The sequence below is a fragment of the Myxococcus vastator genome, from assembly GCF_010894475.1.
Classification (GTDB): domain Bacteria; phylum Myxococcota; class Myxococcia; order Myxococcales; family Myxococcaceae; genus Myxococcus; species Myxococcus vastator.
Map to the genome: position 1 here is coordinate 1 of NZ_JAAIYB010000176.1, position 15,795 is coordinate 15,795.

Genomic DNA, 15,795 nt, shown 5'->3' on the forward strand with positions numbered 1-15,795 from the left:
ATAAGAGACAGCCTCCGGGCCCCACCAGCGCCAGCGCGCAGCGGAAGGACGCGGTGCGCTTCTCATCGGGCACCCCGGTCAGCTCCGTCAGCAACTTCTCGTAGCGGGCCCGGTCGTCCCCCGGGGCATAGCGCGCGGACTGCACGCCGGGCCGGCCGCCCAATGCGTCCACGCACAGGCCGGAGTCATCCGCCAACGTGAGCATCCCCGTGGCGTCCGCGTAGGCGCGAGCCTTCTTCACGGCGTTCTCCTCGAACGTGGCGCCGTCCTCCACCGGCTCGGGCACGGGGGGCAGGTCCTCCAGGGACACCACCTCCACCGCGTCTCCGACGAGGCCGCGCAGCTCGCGCAGCTTGCCCTTGTTGGACGTGGCGAAGAGCAGCCGAGCCTTCACCGTCATCCGAGCACCTGCGCCTGCGCGGCCACCAGCCGCTGGATGGCGGCCAGCCCGCCGTCCACCATGGCGTCCAGGGCCTTGCGGTCGAAGAGCTGGTGCTCGGCCGTGCCCTGCAGTTCCACCATGCGGCCGTCCGCGGTGGCCACCAGGTTCAGGTCCACGTCCGCAGTGGAGTCCTCGTCGTAGTCCAGGTCCACCCGGACCTCGCCCTTGACGATGCCCACGGACACGGCCGCCAGCGGCGTGAGCTTGGGCAGCTTGGAAATCGTTCCGGCCTTCTGCAGCGAGCGCAGCGCCAGCACCAGCGCCACGTAGGCCCCGGTGATGGAGGCGGTGCGGGTGCCGCCGTCCGCCTGGAGCACGTCACAGTCCAGCGTGAGGGTGCGGGTGCCCAGGGTGGACAGGTCCACCGCGGCGCGCAGGGAGCGGCCGATGAGCCGCTGGATTTCCATGGTGCGGCCCGTCTGCTTGCCCTTGGCGGACTCGCGCGGGTTCCGCGAGTGCGTGGCGCGCGGCAACATGCCGTACTCCGCCGTCACCCAGCCGGAGCCCTTGCCCATCAGGTGCGGCGGGACGCGCTCCTCCGTGGAGCAGGTGACGAGCACCTTGGTGTGGCCGAACTCCACCTGGACCGAGCCCTCCGCGTAGCGGGAGACACCGGGGGTGAGGACGACGGGGCGAAGGTCCAGCGCACCACGTTGGAAGGAACGCACAGCAGGCTCCTGGGAAATGAGGACGAGCGTCCCCTTCTCTACCAGAGCCACGCGGCGCGGGTGTCGTTTGCCTTGGCGCCGGTGCACTCAGTGCGACACGGGGCCTGCCACCTCGGTCTCCCGGGCGGCATCCCTGCGCCGCGTCTGCTTGAGGAAGGCCAGCACGCCCTCGGCAATCGCCTCGGCCAGCTTCTCCTGGTACTCCGGCCGGGCCAGCCGGGGGCCCTCCTTGGGATGGGAGATGTAGCCCACCTCCACGAGGACGGCCGGGCACTCCACGCCGGAGAGGACGAAGAAGGGGGCCTGCTGCACGCCCCGGTTCGCCGCGCGGGTGCGGCGCACGAGGCGCGGGTGGATGGCGTAGGCCAGGCGCGAGGAATCCGCGTGCGCCTCCGTGCGCGCCAGGTCCTGGAGGATGAAGGCCAGCGTGGAGTCCGTCCGCGCGGCGCGCGACATGGGCGCCTCCGCGTTCTCCCGGTCCGCCACGGCGAGCGCGGCGTCACCGGAGGCGCTGGCGGACAGGAAGTACGTCTCCACGCCCTCGGTGCGCGCGCGCATCCGCCGGGTGGGCATGGAGTTGGCGTGGATGGAGATGAAGAGGTCGGGCGCGTGGTCATTGGTCCACGCCACGCGCTCCGTCAGCGACACCAGCGTGTCGCGCTCGCGCGTCAGGAACACGTCGCCCCCCGCGGCCTCGAGCTTGTCCCGGAGGCGGAGCGAAATCTGGAGCGCGACGTCCTTCTCCCGCAGCTTGCCGGGGCCCTTGGCGCCTTCCTTCGCGCCACCATGTCCCGGGTCGATGATGATGCGCGCGGGACGCTCCGCCGCCCCGGCGATGACGGGGACCAGCCAGAGCAACGACAGGAGGCCGAGGAGGGGGCGGCGCGGCGACGACATGCTGGGGCCCCATGCTAGCGGAGCCCGGCCGCCAGCGCGAAATCCGGGCCTCAGCCCACCACGTCGATGCCCGGCTTCCCCGCCTGGACTTCACCAATCAGCGCCGCGTCCACGCCGGCCGCCTCCAGCGCCTTGAGCGCCTTGAGCGCCTGACGCGCGGGGACGCTGGCCAGGAGGCCGCCGTTGGTCTGCGCGTCCGCGAGCACCCACTGGATGCACTCGGGCAGCCCTTCGGGGAAGCGGACCTTCTTGTGGACGTGGGCGAGGTTCGACTTCGTACCGCCGGGCACCACGCCCTCCTCCGCCAGCGCGGGCACTTCCGCGATGAGGGGGATTCGCTCCAGGTCCAGCGTGGCGCGCGCCTTCGCCGCGGTCATCATCTCCAGCAGGTGCCCCAGCAGGCCGTAGCCCGTCACGTCCGCGAGGGCGTTCACCTTGAACTTCCCGGAGGCGAACACCTCACCCGCGGCGCGGTTGAGCGTCGTCATCACGCCCAGCGCCCGCTTCGCCAGCTGCCTGGACGCCACGCCCCGCTTGATGGCGGTGGTGGCGATGCCCGAGCCCAGGGGCTTGGTGAGGAACAGCACGTCCCCCGGCTTCGCGCCCGCGTTGGTGAGCACCTTCTTCGGGTGCACCACGCCGGTGACGGCCATGCCGAACTTCGGCTCGGGGTCCCGGATGCTGTGGCCTCCCAGGATGGGGATGCCGGCCTCGTCCGCCTTGGACTGGCCGCCCGCCAGGATTTTCGACAGCACCTTCAGCGGGAGCTCGTCCGGGAAGCACACCAGGTTGAGCGCGAAGAGGGGCCGCGCGCCCATGGCGTAGATGTCCGACAGCGCGTTCGCCGCGGCGATGGCCCCGAACTGGAACGGGTCGTCCACCACCGGTGGGAAGAAGTCCACCGTCTCCACCACGGCCATGCCAGGCGCCAGCCGGTACACGGCCGCGTCGTCGTTGGTGGAGAACCCCACCAGCGCCTGGGGCCCCTTCGAGGACTTCAGCCCTCCCAGCACCTGCGCCAGGTCCGAGGCCCGCAGCTTCGCCGCGCAGCCCGCGCAGTGGCTCAGCTCGGTGAGGCGCTTCACCTTGTCCGTCTTCTTCTCCGCCATGCCCGCTCCCCCGCGCCTCGCCGTCCCGGCACGGGCCCTGGAAAGGGCCCGGCCCGTTCACCGCTCAGGCCGCTCGGATGTAGTCCCGCTTGAGCAGCTGCACCACGGCCTCGGCGGTGACGACGTCGTCCGCGTCCGCGTGGTCCATCACCGCGTTCAGGGTGCCGTAGTTGTGCACCAGCTGCAGCACGTCCAGCAGCTCCGGCGCCAGCTCCTTGAGCGGCGGCGTCAGCGGCGAGGCCAGCGCCAGCGCAGCGTCCGCCGTCGGGAGGCTCGGCTGCAGGCGCTTGATTTCGTCCAGCTGGCGGAGCGCGTCCATGAGGAGCGCCTCGGTGGACGAGTCCAGCTCCACCATGAACTCCTGGTTGTCCGCCGGGCGCAGCTCGAAGTCGCCCTCTTCCCAGGTGATGATGCGGTTGAAGCTCTTCTGCGGACCCAGGTTGTGATGCTCACCGATGACGGCGTAGTACACGCGGCCCTGGCGCAGGTAGATGCGCCCTTCCTGGTCGCTGCGCTGCACCACCAGCACGCCGTTCTTCTTGGACGTGTGGAACAGCTGGAGCAGGTCCGGGAGGGGAATCTCTTCAATCTTCCCCGTCATGGAGCTGGACTTGTTGGTCGTCCTCGCGGCCTGGGCCGCGGCGGCCTCCTCCAGCTTCAGCCGGGCGGTGCCCTCGTCCACGCTGGCGCCTTCCGCGCCCTGGTGCACGAGCTTGAGGATGGACGTGCCAATGAGGATGCGGTCGCCTTCCTTCAGGCGCGACTGCTTCACCTTCTCACCGTTGACGAAGGTGCCGTTGGTGGAGCCCAGGTCCTCGATGGTGATGCTCCCATCGGAGAAGCTGATGCGCGCGTGCTTGCGGGAGACCATGTCCTCCACGAGCACCATGTCCAGCTCACTGGAGCGGCCGATGACGATCTGCTTGTCCGCCTTCAGCGGGAATTCGCCGCCCTGGTACTTCCCTGAGATGAACTTGAGGGCGTAGGTCTTTTGGGTGTCCATGGTCGTCAGCCAGCCTGCTCCGCCTTGCCGGGGTCCTTCACCAGGTTGAGGTACATCTGCGCGCTCTTGTTACCGGGGCTGCGCACCAGCACGTCCTCCCAGACCTGCACCGCCTCCGCCCGCCGCCCGGCCGAGTACAGCGCGACTCCATACTGGATGTGTCCCGGAATGAAAGCCGGGTTCTGGGCGATGACCTGCTCGTATTCGACGAGGGCCGCCGCGTTGTCCCCCGCGTCGCGCAGGGCGTTGCCCAGCTTGAGGCGGATGTCCACGAACTGAGGACACAGCGCGAGCGCGCGCCGGTACTCCTCAATGGCCTTGGCCCACACGCCGCTGGAGGCGAAGACGTCGCCAATCTCGCCGTACATGTTGGCGATCTTCTTCTCCACGTAGGGGTCCAGCTCGTCCGGGCCGGATTTCTGCTGGGAGAGGGCGGCCTGGTAGACCTCCTTCGCCTCGGCGTACTTCCCCATGTCGTTGTAGATGACGGCCAGGTTGAGCGCCGCCTCGGTATAGGCGGGGTTGAGCTGCAGCGCGGATTCGAACGCGCGCTGCGCCCGGGCGAACTGCCCCTGGTCGTGGTAGATGATGCCGAGCATGTTGAAGACGTCCGCGAACGTCGGATTCTGCTCGACGATCTTCGCGAGGTATTGCTCGGCTTGCGCGTACTGCTTCTTCTCGAAGTAGCCGCGCCCGAGGGTCAGTAGCTGCTTGAGGGGCTCGTCCATGAATCGGCCCGCCAGGGCCCTGCCTCCGAGACGGCTAGCCTACATGAGGCTGGGAGAAAACAAGAATTCATCACCACTGAGCGACAACGAGAGTTGCCGCTGGCCCCGGGTGTCCACCGGCCGCGCCGGCAGCGCCCCCTGAAGGCGCCAATGCTCCGTCACCACCGCGTCGTCCCGCTCCAGCCGGACGTACCACGCCTCCACCTGGTAACCCCGCGCCCGGACCTGGCGCAACTGCTCCCACTCCGGCCCGCCCACGCCGGGCGTGCCCGGCCCCGCCAGCCGCCCCAGGGACTCCGCGTCCGCCGCCTGGAGCGCCCTGCGGCGGGACTCCAGTGCCGTCACCAGCGCCTGGAGCCGGGGCGCGGGCGTCGTCTCCGGCACCCAGGACCCGTTTCGCACCACGAAGGGTACCCGCTCCACGCCCGCCGTGCCCACCCGGGTGTCGCCCAGGGCGCCCTCGAAGTCGAGCGTGGCCTGCGCCTCCGCCCGCTGACCTCCGGGCGCCACGTTGACGGTGATGCGGGCGAAGCGGTGCTGCCGGGACGTCAGCGGCCCCGGCGCGCCGGGCACGGGCAGCGACAGGCCGCTGGACTCCGTTTCCTTGAGCGCGGTGATGATTTCCAGCTCGGGGCCCGCCGCGGCGCCCAGGACGCGTGGAACGAACAGGGCCAGCGTGGCGCCCAGCGCCAGGATGACGATGAGGCCGCCACCCAGGCGGCTCCAGTCCTGGGTCGTCCTCACGAGCCCAGCATGCGTTGGGCGCGCTCCGCGGCGGGCGTGCCGGGCAGGCGGCGCAGCACCTGGCGCAGCGTGTCCTGCGCCTTCTGCGGGTCATTCAGCTTCACGTACGCGTCGTGCAGGTCGAAGAGGGCCTCCTCCTCGTACTGCGTGCCCGGGTAGCGGCGCAGCAGCCCTTCCAGGCGCTGGGCCACGGCCTTCCAGCGCTCACGCTTCTGGTAGAACTGGGCCGCGTACAGCTCGTGCAACGCGAGCCGGCGCTGGGCGTCCTCCCGGTGCGCCTTCGCCTCCGCCACGTACTGAGACTGGGGGTACTGGCGCAGGAACCCCTCCATGGCCACCAGCGCGGAGCGGATTTCGCCCTGGTCCTTCTCGTGGGACGGCGGCAGGGCGAAGAACTCGGAGGGGTAGGCCTGCACGTGCGTCAGCGCGGAGCGGAAGGCGGCGTAGTCCACCTTGGCGTGCGTGGGGTGGAGCTTGATGAAGGACTGGTACTGCTCCTTGGCCTCGGGGAGCGCCTCGCGCTCGAAGTCCACGTCGGCCAGCTTCAGCTCGGCCTCGCGGGCGGCCTCCTGGTACGGGAACTTCGTCCGGACGTACTCGAAGTACTTCTGGGCGCGGAAGAAGTCCTTGTTCTCCAGGGCCTCGGAGCCGAGCCGCAGGTTTTCGTCGGCGACGGCGGCATAGTCAGGCTCACCGGCCTGGCCCTGCGTGAGGGACGCACACCCGGTAGCGAACAGCAGGAAGGCGGACAGAAAGGCGACGGCGGAACGCATCCCCACCACGCTATTCCTCCGGCCCCGAGGGGTCCAGTGAAGCTTCTCCGAGCAACCGGTAGATGACGTCCTCCGAGAAGCCCCGGCTGTCCAGGAGCCGGCCTGCGCGGGCCCGCTCCCTGGCCTCCAGCGGGCGGCCGAGCAGCCCCCGCTTCTCCAGCACCGCGCGGGCCGTGGCCAGCGCGTCGAAGGACACCGCGTCGCGCGCCTCGGAGAGGGCCTGCTGGGCCGTCCCCTCCTCCAGCCCGTGCGCCCGCAGCCGGTGGGCCACCGCCTCCGGCCCCAGGCGGCCCCGGCCCAGCAGCAGGGTGGCCCGCTCGCGCGCGAAGCGCTCGTCGTCCAGGTAGCCCCAGTCCTTCACGCGGGCGAGCGCGGCCTCGCACACCGCTTCGGTGAAGCCCTTCCGGGCCAGGGCCTGCTCCAGCTCGCGGCGGCTGCGCGCGCGCATGGACAGGAGCTTCAGGCACGCGTCCGTGGCACGGCGAACAGCGTCGGGCCCTTCGTCCTCCGGAGGCATGGCGGGATACCTAGCATGTGGTAACAGGCCCGGCCATGCACCCCGTACTCGCCCGCTTCCTCGCCGCCGATGCCGCTCGGGAGACGCTCCTCAAGCAGCAATCGGGCGGAGACCTCTCCACGGAAGAGCAGGCCTTCACCGACGCCGCCTCCGCGAACCCGAAGCACAAGTCCGTGCTGCTGGGTGTGGGAGGCCGAACCCTGTCCACCGATGCCCAGGCCTCGCTCGTGCTGCTGGCGGCCCACGCCGCGGTCCGCGCGCTGGAGCAGGACGCCACCCTGGCCGAGCCCACGAAGAAGGCGCGCGAGGCCCTGGCCGAGGAAGGCGCCAGCCCGGAGGAGACGGACGCGTTCCTGGCCTCCGTCCTCCTGGAGGAGGCCTTCGGCTACGAGCAGGACGTGGACGCGTTCGACAGCGAGTACGTGAAGGAGGCGCTGGGCGAGGTGCCCGCGCTGGCCGCGCTCACCAAGGAGGCGGTGGACGCGCTCTTCCTCACGTTCGTGAAGGCCGCGGCCAACGACGCGGAGCGGAAGGTGCGCGAGAGCATGGCCCGCGCCCTCTTCGACATCGCGTGGTCGGAAGGGCCCGCGCCCATCAACCCCGAGCACATGGAGGCCGTGCTCGACGCGGAGGTGGTGGACCGGCCCGAGGAGGAGCAGGAGGCCAAGGTGCAGGCCACCGCGCAGCTGCTCCAGGCGCTGTCCAAGGAGGGCCTCGTCGGCCCCATCCGCCTGTCCCGGCTGCGCGCGCTGCTGGGTGAGGACGACGCGTAGCAGCCGCTGCCGGGAACAGCGGCTCCGTTAGAAGCGCTCGATCTGGAAGTCGTCGTCCCCGCCTGCCGCGGCGGGTGCAGGGGCCGGAGCGGGCGCTGGCGGGCGCGCGGCGGGCGGCGCCACGGGACGCCCCACCGGCGCGCCTGCCGGAGCCCCCGGACGCGTGGCCTGCGGCGGCGGAGCGCCCGGACGCATCTGCTGGGGCGCCGGAGCCGCCTGGCGCATGGGCTGCGCCATGGGCGCCGGAGCGGGCGCGGCCTGCGGCGCCGGCACCCCCGTGGGCGCCCCCTTCTGCGCGAAGGCGGAGGAGCCGGGGATGGGCCGCGACTCGCCGGGCTTCGAATCGAAGTTGTCCCACTTCGAGTCGGACGTGCCGCTGATGCCGGAGAAGCGCAGCGCGAAGTCGTCCGGGTTGGTGGCCTGCCGGTGGGCCTCCTCGTAGGTGACGAGCCCCTGCCGCACCAGGCTCATCAGCGACTGGTCGAAGGTCTGCATCCCGTACGTGTCCGTGCCCTGGGCAATGGCGTCGTGGATCTCCTTCGTGCGGTCCTTGTCTTCAATCATCTCGCGGACACGGGCCGTGACGCGCAGCACCTCCACGGCGGCCACGCGGCCCTTGCCGTCCGCGCGCGGCACCAGTCGCTGGGACACCACGCCCTTGAGCACGCTGGCCAGCTGGAGGCGCACCTGCTTCTGCTGGTGCGGCGGGAAGGCGGAGACGATGCGGTTGATGGTCTCCGTGGCGTCCAGCGTGTGCAGCGTGGACATCACCAGGTGGCCCGTCTCTGCGGCGTGGAGCGCCGTTTCAATGGTTTCGTGGTCTCGCATTTCGCCCACGAGGATGACGTCCGGGTCCTGCCGCAGCGCGCTCTTGAGCGCCTGCGCGAAGCTCATCGTGTCCACGCCCACCTCGCGCTGGTTCACGATGGAGCGCTTGTCGCGAATGAGGAACTCGATGGGGTCCTCAATCGTCATGACGTGGCTGGTCTCGTTGGCGTTGATGTGGTCGATCATCGCCGCCAGCGTGGTGGACTTGCCGGAGCCCGTGGTGCCCGTCACCAGCACCAGGCCGCGCTCCTCGCCGCAAATCTTGGCGAGAATCTGGGGCAGCATCAGGTCCTGGATGGTCATCACCTTGAAGGGGATGACACGCAGCACGGCGCCCACGGTGCCGCGCTGCTGGAAGACGTTCACACGGAAGCGCCCGAGCCCCGGCACGCCGTAGGCCAGGTCCACCTCGTTGCTCGCCTTGAACTTCTCCTTCTGGAACTCGTTCATGATGCCGAAGGCCATGCGCGCCACCTCCTCGGGAGGGAGGCGGCGGCCGTCCTTCAGCGGAACCAGCGAGCCGTCCACGCGGAACATGGGCGGCAGGCCTGCCTTGAGATGAATGTCGGAGGCACCGCCGCGCAGGGCGATCTGGAGGATCTCGTTGAGTTCCATGAGCGGAGCGGATGCTACCAGACGCTCGCGCACGCATGCGATGGGGCGTGATGGACCCCGAAAACACATCGGCGGAGGCCCCCGAATGAGGACCCCCGCCGCGTGAGGACAACCCAGCTGCCGAGCGAGTAGCTTAGCGCTTGGAGAACTGGAACCGGCGACGCGCGCCCGGCTGGCCGTACTTCTTGCGCTCGACCGCGCGAGCATCGCGGGTGAGGAAGCCGGCCTTCTTCAGCGCCGGACGGAACTCCGGGTTGAAGGAGCACAGCGCACGGGCGATGCCGTGACGGATGGCGCCGGCCTGGCCGGAGAGACCGCCACCCTTGACGTTGACCGTGACGTCAACCTTGCCCTTCTGCTCGAGGATCTCGAGGGGCTGGTTGAGGACCATCTTGGACGTCTCGCGGCCGAAGTACTCGTTCAGCTCGCGGCCGTTGATGGTGACGAGGCCAGTGCCAGGACGAATCCAGACGCGGGCGGTGGCCTCCTTGCGGCGGCCGGTGGCGTAGAAACCGAGCTCTTGGTGGATGGGCATGGACGTTATCTCCCTTACGCCTCGACCTCGAACGCGGCAGGCTTCTGGGCCGCGTGCGGGTGCGTGTCACCTGCGTAGACCTTCAGCTTCGTCATCATCTGGCGACCCAGCGCGTTGCGCGGAAGCATGCGCCGCACGGCGTTGATGATGATGTCCTCGGGGTGACGCTGGCGGAGCTTCTCCAGGTTGGTGATCTTCAGGGCGCCCGGGAAACCCGCACGCGGGTGCCGGTAGTACATCTTGTCCTGCTCCTTCGTGCCCGTCACCTTCACCTTGTCGGCGTTGATGACGACCACGTGGTCGCCCGTGTCCATGGACGGCGTGTAGATGGCCTTGTGCTTGCCCTTCAGCAGGGTGGCAATCTGGCTCGCCGCGCGGCCCAGCACCTTGTCGGACACGTCAATGACGTGCCACTGGCGCTTGATGTCCCCAGCCTTCGCGCTGTAGGTCTTCTGCGACATTTCGTGCACTCCAGACTTCTCGCGGCCGCCGTGTGCATTCCAGGGACCGCTGCTCGTGCTTGATTCAACCGCGGGTCGTCCGTGAAAACTTCACGGAGGCCCGGAAAGGCCGACCGTCCTAGTGGGTGTGGCGGATCAAGTCAAGGTCGCACCGCACCGGACGTCTGGATTCCCTGCCCACCTACCTGGCCGCTCCCCCGGACGGCCCGCCGCCGCCGGGAGGGGCCCCTGGAATCCCGGGCTTCTTGAAGCGCTCCTTCAGGTTGGCGAAGAAGTTCTTCTCCTCCGAGGTGGGAGGCCCCTGACGCGGCGCGTCCATCTCCACCATCTCCGTCACCTCCGGCGGCAGGTCCTCCAGGAAGCGGGAGGGCGTCCGGGGCACCTCCTTGCCGCGCTTCACGCGGGTGGCCGCGCGGGTGAGGTAGAGCACCTCCTTGGCGCGGGTGATGCCCACGTAGCAGAGGCGCCGCTCCTCCTCGAGGTTCTGCGCCTCGCCCTGCATGCCCCCGTGGGGCATCAGGTCCTCCTCCATGCCGATGAAGAAGACGAGCCGGTACTCCAGGCCCTTGGAGGCGTGCACCGTCATCAGGGTGACGCGGCGGTTGCCGCCCGGCACCTCCTCTTCCTCCTGCCGGGTGTCCAGGCTCAGGCGGTTGAGGTACGTGGGCAGGCTGGCCTTGGGGCCCTCGCGCTTCTCGAAGTTCTCCAGCGAGTTGAGCACGCCGTCCACGCCCTTGAGCTTCTTGTCCGCGGCGGTGGCGCTGGTGGCATGGGCGCGGGTGGCCTCGCGGAAGCCAATCTCCTCCAGCAGCTTGCGCGTCACGTTGGCCAGCTGGCCGTGCTCGTACGCGGCGCGGTAGCGCTCCACCAGGTCCACGAAGTCCGCCACCCGGGCCCCGGCCCCCGGCGGCAGGTCCTCATAGTCGGTGGCCTTCTTCATCACCGTCCACAGCGTGACGCCCTCGCCCCGCGCGTGGACGTTCAGGCGCTCCATCGTCACGTCGCCAATGCCGCGCGAGGGCACGTTGACGATGCGCAGGAGCGAGATTTCGTCCAGCTTGTTCACGATGACCTTGAAGTACGCGATGACGTCCTTCACCTCGCGCCGGTCGAAGAACTCGCTGCCGCCCACCACCTCGTAGCCGATGTTCTTCTCCCGCAGCGTCTCTTCGATGGGGCGGGACTGGCCGTTGGTCCGGTAGAGCACGGCGATGTCGTCCGCGGAGACGCCCAGGGCCATGTGCTTCTGGATTTCGTGCGCGACGAAGCGGGCCTCCTCTTCGTCATTGGGGCACGTCACCACCTTCACCTTCGCGCCCCCCTTGCGGTCGGTCCACATCTGCTTGGCCTTGCGCTCGGGATTCTTGGCGATGACGGCGTTGGCCGCGTCCAGCACCGTCTGGACGGAGCGGTAGTTCTGCTCCAGCCGGACCTCCTTCCCTCCCGGGAAGAGGCGGTCGAAGTCGAGGATGTTGCGCACCTCCGCGCCGCGCCACGAATAGATGCACTGGTCGTCGTCACCCACCGCGCACACGTTGCGGGAGCGGCCCGCGAGCAGCTTCAGCAGCTCCAGCTGCGCGGTGTTGGTGTCCTGGAACTCGTCCACCAGCAGGTAGCGGAAGCGCCGGGTGTACTTCTCGTAGAGGTCCGGGTGCTCACGCAGCAGGCGCGCGGGCAGCAGCAGCAGGTCGTCGAAGTCCACGGAGCCCTGGGCCTTCAGCGACAGCTGATAGTCCGGGTACACCATGTGGGTGATGAGGTCGTAGTCATCCCCAATCCCCTCCGGCTTGGGCTCCGGCGCCTTGCCGGAGTTCTTCGCCTTGGAGATGAGGTTGAGCACCTTGCGCGCATCGAACGACCGGTCGTCGATCTTGTGCTCACGCATGGCGCGCCGGATGTTGGCCAGCTGGTCGCCCATGTCGGCGATGGCGAACTTCCGGGGCCACCCCAGCCGGTGGATGTCCTCGCGGAGCATCTCCGCGCCAAAGGCGTGGAAGGTGCACACCAGCACGCCCTGCGCGCGAGGCCCCGCCATGTGGACCAGGCGCTCCTTCATCTCCGTGGCGGCCTTGTTGGTGAAGGTCACCGCCAGGATGTTGCGGGCCATGATGAGGCCCGGCCGCTCGTTGAGCAGGTGGACGATGCGGTGGGTGATGACGCGAGTCTTGCCGCTGCCAGCGCCTGCCAGCACGAGGAGCGGTCCCTCGAGGGTGACCACGGCCTCGCGCTGCGGAGGATTGAGCTTCGAGAGGTCCATTGCGCGCGGGGCGGGGATACCCTTTGATTCGTTCGTGCGCGACTCTTTTCTCCCCAGGCGCTCTGGCGCTTTTCTCGCATTCGTCCTGGGCACGGGATGCCTCGGCGAGTCCGGCGCGTCCCCGGAGGTGGCACCCGTGGTGCCGGCGGCGAGCGCGCCCTGCGTGTACTTCAAGCAACTGGCGCCCTTCCTTCCAGAACGGCTGGACGGCTTCACGGTGGCGCACACCCAGGGCTCCACCGGAAAGTACGGCGAGGTGTCCGTCTCCGAGGCCGAGCGGCGCTTCACCCGAGGTGAGGGGCGCGAGGTGAAGGTGCGCATCGTGGACACCACCATGGGCGAGCGCATTGGCAAGGCCATCCAGGAGGCCGCCGACCGCTCCCGGGGCAAGCCGGCCAGTGACCCGTCCGCGCCCATCCACCTGGACGACGCCGTGGGCTTCGTGCGGTACGACGCGGAGGAGTCCGTGGCCGAAGCGAACCTCCTTGTGGGGGGGCGCTACGTGGTTGCCGTCACCAGCCGGGGATTTCCGGGTACGGTGGAGGTGCGCCGGGTGGCGCGCGGCATCGACCTCGCGGGACTGGCTCGCCTGAGGCCCGGTCCGAACTGATGAAGGAGTGTCCCAGGTGGTGAAGGACAAAGGAACGCGGCCCGAGAAGGCGGACCTGGTCGCGCAGGAGAAGGCGGCGCGGGAGCTGGTGTCCACCCTGGGCAAGCGGGAGTTCCTGGAGCAGTTCCAGAAGCTGGCCAAGAGCTTCGCGTCCGACCCGGGCAACCCCGGCTCCTACGCGTGTGAGGGCTGTCAGCGCTGCGCCAACTGCATGTTCTGCAAGGACTGCGACAGCTGCTTCACGTGCACGCACTGCACTCGGTGCGAGCTGTGCAACAACTGCTCGCACTGCGTGGACTGCAAGAGCTGCAACGCCTGCGCGTACTGCGTCCAGAGCGAGAACTGCTCCACCAGCGCGTACCTGGTGCTGAGCCGCAACCTGCAGGACTGCAACTACTGCTTCGGCTGCGTGGGCCTGGCGAAGAAGGACTTCCACATCCTCAACGTCCCCTTCCCCCGGACGGAGTACTTCAAGGTCGTGGGCCGGCTGCGCAAGGAGCTGGGGATTCCGTAGGCCCCAGCCCCTCCCCTTGCCTCGTCAGAGGGCGCGCACGTAGAGGGCCTTCAGGTACTCCGTCTCCGGCAGCCCGGCCAGCACCGGGTGGTCCAGCCCCGCGCCCCGCCGCTCCAGAATCTGCACCGGCCGCTTCGCATCCGCGGCGGCCGCCAGCACCATCTCCTCGAAGGCGGCGCGGTCCAGCTTGCCGGAGCAGGAGCAGGTGACGAGCAGCCCGTCCGGCTTGAGGCAGCGGAAGGCGCGCAGGTTCAGCTCATGGTAGGCGCGCAGCGCGGTGGCCAGGCCCTCGCGGCGCTTGGCCAGCCCGGGAGGGTCCAACACCACGGTGTCGAAGCGACGCCCGCTGGTGTCGAAGCGGCGCAGCACGTCGAAGGCGTTGGCGTTCTCCACGGTGACGTTGGCGCGGCCGTTGGCCTCGGCGTTGGCCTTGGCGCGCGCGGCGGCCTTCTCGTCCTGCTCCACCGCCAGCACGGACGTGCAGGTGCGTGCCAGCGAGAGCGCGAAGCCGCCGTGGTAGCTGAAGAGGTCCAGCCCATCGCCGCGCGCCAGCTCCCCGGCCCGCAGGTGGTTGTCCACCTGGTCCAGGAAGGCGCCCGTCTTCATGTCGCCCTGGAGGTCGACCTCGAAGCGGTTCTCCCCCTCGTGGTAGGTGAAGCGCGCGGCGCCCTCGCCGTGCAGCAGGCGCGCCTCGCGCGGCAGGCCCTCGAAGTCACGGCCGGAGGCGTCATCCCTGCACATGACGTGGGTGGCGCCGGTGAGCTCCACCAGCATCTTCGCCAGCGTCTCCTTGCGCGCGTCCATGCCCTCCGAGAGCGTCTGGAGCGTGAGGCCCTCTCCGTAGCGGTCCACGAAGAGGCCCGGGAGCTGGTCCGCCTCGCCGTGCACCAGCCGCAGCCCGTCACGGCCGGACAGGAACGCCCGGCGCGCCAGGGCGGCCTCCAGGCGGCGGCGGAAGAAGGCGTCGTCCACCGGCTCCTCGGCGGGGCTCTTGCGCGTCAGCAGGCGCAGCGCCAGGGGCGAGCGGCGGGCGTAGAGGGCCTGGCCAATGGGGTTGCCCTGGGCGTCCACCACCAGCACCACGGCGCCGGGGCCCTTCACGTCGGGCGGGGCGGCGATTTCGGTGCGGTATACCCAGGGATTGAAGTGCCGCAGCGAGCGCGCCCCCTTGGGGCTGACACGCGCGACGGGCAGGGCTGCATGGGGGGGCATCAGGCTCACTCCAGGCCGCGAGCGGCCAGTTCTTCGTCGTCCTCGCCGCGAAGGTGCCCGATTTCGTGCAGCAACGTCACGCGGATCTGCTCGCGAAGCTCCTCGGGCGTCCGGACGGCGCGTGCCAGGTTGCGGCGGTAGAGCACCACGGAGCGGCACGGCACCTCGGAGCCGTCACAGGGCTCGCCCAGCGGCGGGCCCCGGAAGAGGCCCAGAATCGTGGGCGACAGCGGCGGCTGGTTGGCCAGCAGGTCCGCGTCCGCGGGCAGCTCCTCCGCCGTGACGGGCACGCCGTCCAAGTCCCCCCGCATGTCCCTGGGCAGCTCGGCGACGGCCTTCACCACCTCGGCGCGGAAGTCCTCCTCCTCGGGCAGCGGCGGCTCGGGGAAGTCGTCCGGCGCCAGCGTGCGCGCCTGGTCGAAGTGGCCCTGCGCCTGCTTCCACTTGCCCTCGCGCTCCAGCAGGAGCCCCAGGTGGTGGTGGGCGTGCGCGGCGCGCTCCGGGTCGTCCACGAGGCGGGTGAAGGTGGTGCGGGCCTCGCGGAAGCGGCACAGCTCGAAGAGGGCCAGGGCGCGCTCGTAGAGGGCCTCGCGGCTGCCGGGGTTGCGCGCCAGGACGATGGCCGAGTGCGCCAGCGAGGACTCCGCCTGCCCCAAATCATTGAAGGCCATGGAGGCTACCAGCGCGAGGTGCGGAATCAGCTCCGGGGGCGTGTTGGGCTGGGACAGGCCGCGCTCGGCGTAGAGCGCGCCCAGCTCATCCCGCTCCCGCGTGGAGGACAGCTGCACGGCGTACAGGTGCGCCGAGCCCAGGAGCGCGGACGGTTCCCCCGGGTCGATGGCGAGCGCCCGCGCATAGGCGAGCTGCGCCTCTGTCTCGCGGCCCAGGGCGGCCAGCGCCACGCCGCGCTCCGCGTGGGCGGTGGCCAGGTCCGGCTCCAGCGCTGCGGCCTGGGCGGCGCAGGACAGGGCTTCCTCGAAGCGGCCTTCCTCGAAGTAGCGACGCGACGCATCCAACGGGGCCGCGCCATCCGAGCGGCACACGGCCAGCGGCTGCATCCGGTGGGTTGGGTCCTCGGGGGGCGGCGCGGGGCGCACGCTGGCGGTGGG

18 protein-coding genes are annotated in these 15,795 nt (G+C 69.9%); 3 read left to right on the forward strand and 15 right to left on the reverse strand.

What is annotated here, in order from left to right; genetic code table 11:
• From G4D87_RS18605 to G4D87_RS18645, 9 genes are all read right to left on the reverse strand, one after another.
• Positions 1-400: non-canonical purine NTP pyrophosphatase (locus tag G4D87_RS18605; RefSeq protein WP_163783405.1), on the reverse strand; the 400-nt coding region annotated here is incomplete at its 3' end.
• Entirely contained in the window at positions 397-1,110 is a 714-nt protein-coding gene (rph, locus tag G4D87_RS18610; RefSeq protein WP_163783406.1) for a ribonuclease PH, read from the reverse strand. The genes G4D87_RS18605 and rph, both read right to left, overlap by 4 nt.
• A gap of 87 nt (positions 1,111-1,197) precedes the next feature.
• Complete coding sequence (locus tag G4D87_RS18615) at positions 1,198-2,007, reverse strand: N-acetylmuramoyl-L-alanine amidase family protein (protein WP_163783407.1); 810 nt, start codon at positions 2,005-2,007, stop codon at positions 1,198-1,200.
• A gap of 50 nt (positions 2,008-2,057) precedes the next feature.
• The gene (gene selD, locus G4D87_RS18620) at positions 2,058-3,116 is read right to left on the reverse strand and encodes a selenide, water dikinase SelD (protein ID WP_163783408.1); all 1,059 of its coding nucleotides are present in this window, start codon (positions 3,114-3,116) and stop codon (positions 2,058-2,060) included.
• A 64-nt stretch (positions 3,117-3,180) separates the two neighbouring features.
• Positions 3,181-4,119, reverse strand: coding sequence for a DUF4388 domain-containing protein (locus G4D87_RS18625; protein ID WP_163783409.1), 939 nt, complete (start codon positions 4,117-4,119; stop codon positions 3,181-3,183).
• A gap of 5 nt (positions 4,120-4,124) precedes the next feature.
• Entirely contained in the window at positions 4,125-4,847 is a 723-nt protein-coding gene (locus G4D87_RS18630) for a tetratricopeptide repeat protein (protein ID WP_163783410.1), read from the reverse strand.
• Positions 4,848-4,886: 39 nt separating this feature from the next.
• Positions 4,887-5,591: a hypothetical protein gene (locus G4D87_RS18635; RefSeq protein ID WP_163783411.1), complete on the reverse strand. Its 705-nt coding sequence runs from the start codon at positions 5,589-5,591 to the stop codon at positions 4,887-4,889.
• Complete coding sequence (locus G4D87_RS18640; protein ID WP_205507635.1) at positions 5,588-6,364, reverse strand: outer membrane protein assembly factor BamD; 777 nt, start codon at positions 6,362-6,364, stop codon at positions 5,588-5,590. Before G4D87_RS18640 ends, G4D87_RS18635 begins: the two co-directional genes overlap by 4 nt.
• A gap of 10 nt (positions 6,365-6,374) precedes the next feature.
• Positions 6,375-6,881: a regulatory protein RecX gene (locus G4D87_RS18645; RefSeq protein WP_163783413.1), complete on the reverse strand. Its 507-nt coding sequence runs from the start codon at positions 6,879-6,881 to the stop codon at positions 6,375-6,377.
• 35 nt (positions 6,882-6,916) lie between these two features.
• Between G4D87_RS18645 and G4D87_RS18650 the strand changes: the two genes are divergently transcribed.
• Complete coding sequence (locus G4D87_RS18650; protein ID WP_205507636.1) at positions 6,917-7,654, forward strand: hypothetical protein; 738 nt, start codon at positions 6,917-6,919, stop codon at positions 7,652-7,654.
• Between the two features lie 27 nt (positions 7,655-7,681).
• Here G4D87_RS18650 and G4D87_RS18655 read toward each other — a convergent pair whose 3' ends face one another.
• The 4 genes from G4D87_RS18655 to G4D87_RS18670 all read right to left on the reverse strand — a co-directional run bounded on the left by G4D87_RS18655 (position 7,682) and on the right by G4D87_RS18670 (position 12,350).
• The gene (locus tag G4D87_RS18655; protein WP_163783415.1) at positions 7,682-9,097 is read right to left on the reverse strand and encodes a type IV pilus twitching motility protein PilT; all 1,416 of its coding nucleotides are present in this window, start codon (positions 9,095-9,097) and stop codon (positions 7,682-7,684) included.
• A 133-nt stretch (positions 9,098-9,230) separates the two neighbouring features.
• The gene (gene rpsI, locus G4D87_RS18660) at positions 9,231-9,632 is read right to left on the reverse strand and encodes a 30S ribosomal protein S9 (RefSeq protein WP_140789134.1); all 402 of its coding nucleotides are present in this window, start codon (positions 9,630-9,632) and stop codon (positions 9,231-9,233) included.
• Between the two features lie 14 nt (positions 9,633-9,646).
• Positions 9,647-10,093, reverse strand: a complete 447-nt coding sequence (gene rplM / locus G4D87_RS18665) for a 50S ribosomal protein L13 (RefSeq protein WP_163783416.1) — start codon at positions 10,091-10,093, stop codon at positions 9,647-9,649.
• 181 nt (positions 10,094-10,274) lie between these two features.
• Positions 10,275-12,350, reverse strand: a complete 2,076-nt coding sequence (locus G4D87_RS18670; protein WP_163783417.1) for an ATP-dependent helicase — start codon at positions 12,348-12,350, stop codon at positions 10,275-10,277.
• 127 nt (positions 12,351-12,477) lie between these two features.
• Here G4D87_RS18670 and G4D87_RS18675 point away from each other — a divergent pair, with 127 nt between their 5' ends.
• Both G4D87_RS18675 and G4D87_RS18680 read left to right on the forward strand, forming a co-directional pair.
• Positions 12,478-12,960, forward strand: coding sequence for a hypothetical protein (locus G4D87_RS18675; RefSeq protein WP_163783421.1), 483 nt, complete (start codon positions 12,478-12,480; stop codon positions 12,958-12,960).
• A gap of 16 nt (positions 12,961-12,976) precedes the next feature.
• The gene (locus G4D87_RS18680; RefSeq protein WP_176411102.1) at positions 12,977-13,474 is read left to right on the forward strand and encodes a caib/baif family protein; all 498 of its coding nucleotides are present in this window, start codon (positions 12,977-12,979) and stop codon (positions 13,472-13,474) included.
• A 24-nt stretch (positions 13,475-13,498) separates the two neighbouring features.
• Here the strand turns inward: G4D87_RS18680 and G4D87_RS18685 are convergent, their stop codons facing one another.
• Positions 13,499-14,686 (reverse strand): class I SAM-dependent rRNA methyltransferase, encoded by a 1,188-nt coding sequence (locus G4D87_RS18685; RefSeq protein WP_163783419.1) that lies wholly within the window; start codon positions 14,684-14,686, stop codon positions 13,499-13,501.
• Between the two features lie 5 nt (positions 14,687-14,691).
• Positions 14,692-15,795: metallopeptidase family protein (locus tag G4D87_RS18690; RefSeq protein ID WP_163783420.1), on the reverse strand; the 1,104-nt coding region annotated here is incomplete at its 5' end.

What these genes read in the sequence shown, in the direction of transcription:
- G4D87_RS18615 (WP_163783407.1), bottom strand. Translation starts at nt 2,007, where the DNA reads ATGTCGTCGCCGCGCCGCCCCCTCCTCGGCCTCCTGTCGTTGCTCTGG.
- selD (WP_163783408.1), bottom strand. Translation starts at nt 3,116, where the DNA reads ATGGCGGAGAAGAAGACGGACAAGGTGAAGCGCCTCACCGAGCTGAGC.
- G4D87_RS18625 (WP_163783409.1), bottom strand. Translation starts at nt 4,119, where the DNA reads ATGGACACCCAAAAGACCTACGCCCTCAAGTTCATCTCAGGGAAGTAC.
- G4D87_RS18630 (WP_163783410.1), bottom strand. Translation starts at nt 4,847, where the DNA reads ATGGACGAGCCCCTCAAGCAGCTACTGACCCTCGGGCGCGGCTACTTC.
- G4D87_RS18640 (WP_205507635.1), bottom strand. Translation starts at nt 6,364, where the DNA reads ATGCGTTCCGCCGTCGCCTTTCTGTCCGCCTTCCTGCTGTTCGCTACC.
- G4D87_RS18645 (WP_163783413.1), bottom strand. Translation starts at nt 6,881, where the DNA reads ATGCCTCCGGAGGACGAAGGGCCCGACGCTGTTCGCCGTGCCACGGAC.
- G4D87_RS18650 (WP_205507636.1), top strand. Translation starts at nt 6,917, where the DNA reads ATGCACCCCGTACTCGCCCGCTTCCTCGCCGCCGATGCCGCTCGGGAG.
- G4D87_RS18655 (WP_163783415.1), bottom strand. Translation starts at nt 9,097, where the DNA reads ATGGAACTCAACGAGATCCTCCAGATCGCCCTGCGCGGCGGTGCCTCC.
- rpsI (WP_140789134.1), bottom strand. Translation starts at nt 9,632, where the DNA reads ATGCCCATCCACCAAGAGCTCGGTTTCTACGCCACCGGCCGCCGCAAG.
- rplM (WP_163783416.1), bottom strand. Translation starts at nt 10,093, where the DNA reads ATGTCGCAGAAGACCTACAGCGCGAAGGCTGGGGACATCAAGCGCCAG.
- G4D87_RS18670 (WP_163783417.1), bottom strand. Translation starts at nt 12,350, where the DNA reads ATGGACCTCTCGAAGCTCAATCCTCCGCAGCGCGAGGCCGTGGTCACC.
- G4D87_RS18685 (WP_163783419.1), bottom strand. Translation starts at nt 14,686, where the DNA reads ATGCCCCCCCATGCAGCCCTGCCCGTCGCGCGTGTCAGCCCCAAGGGG.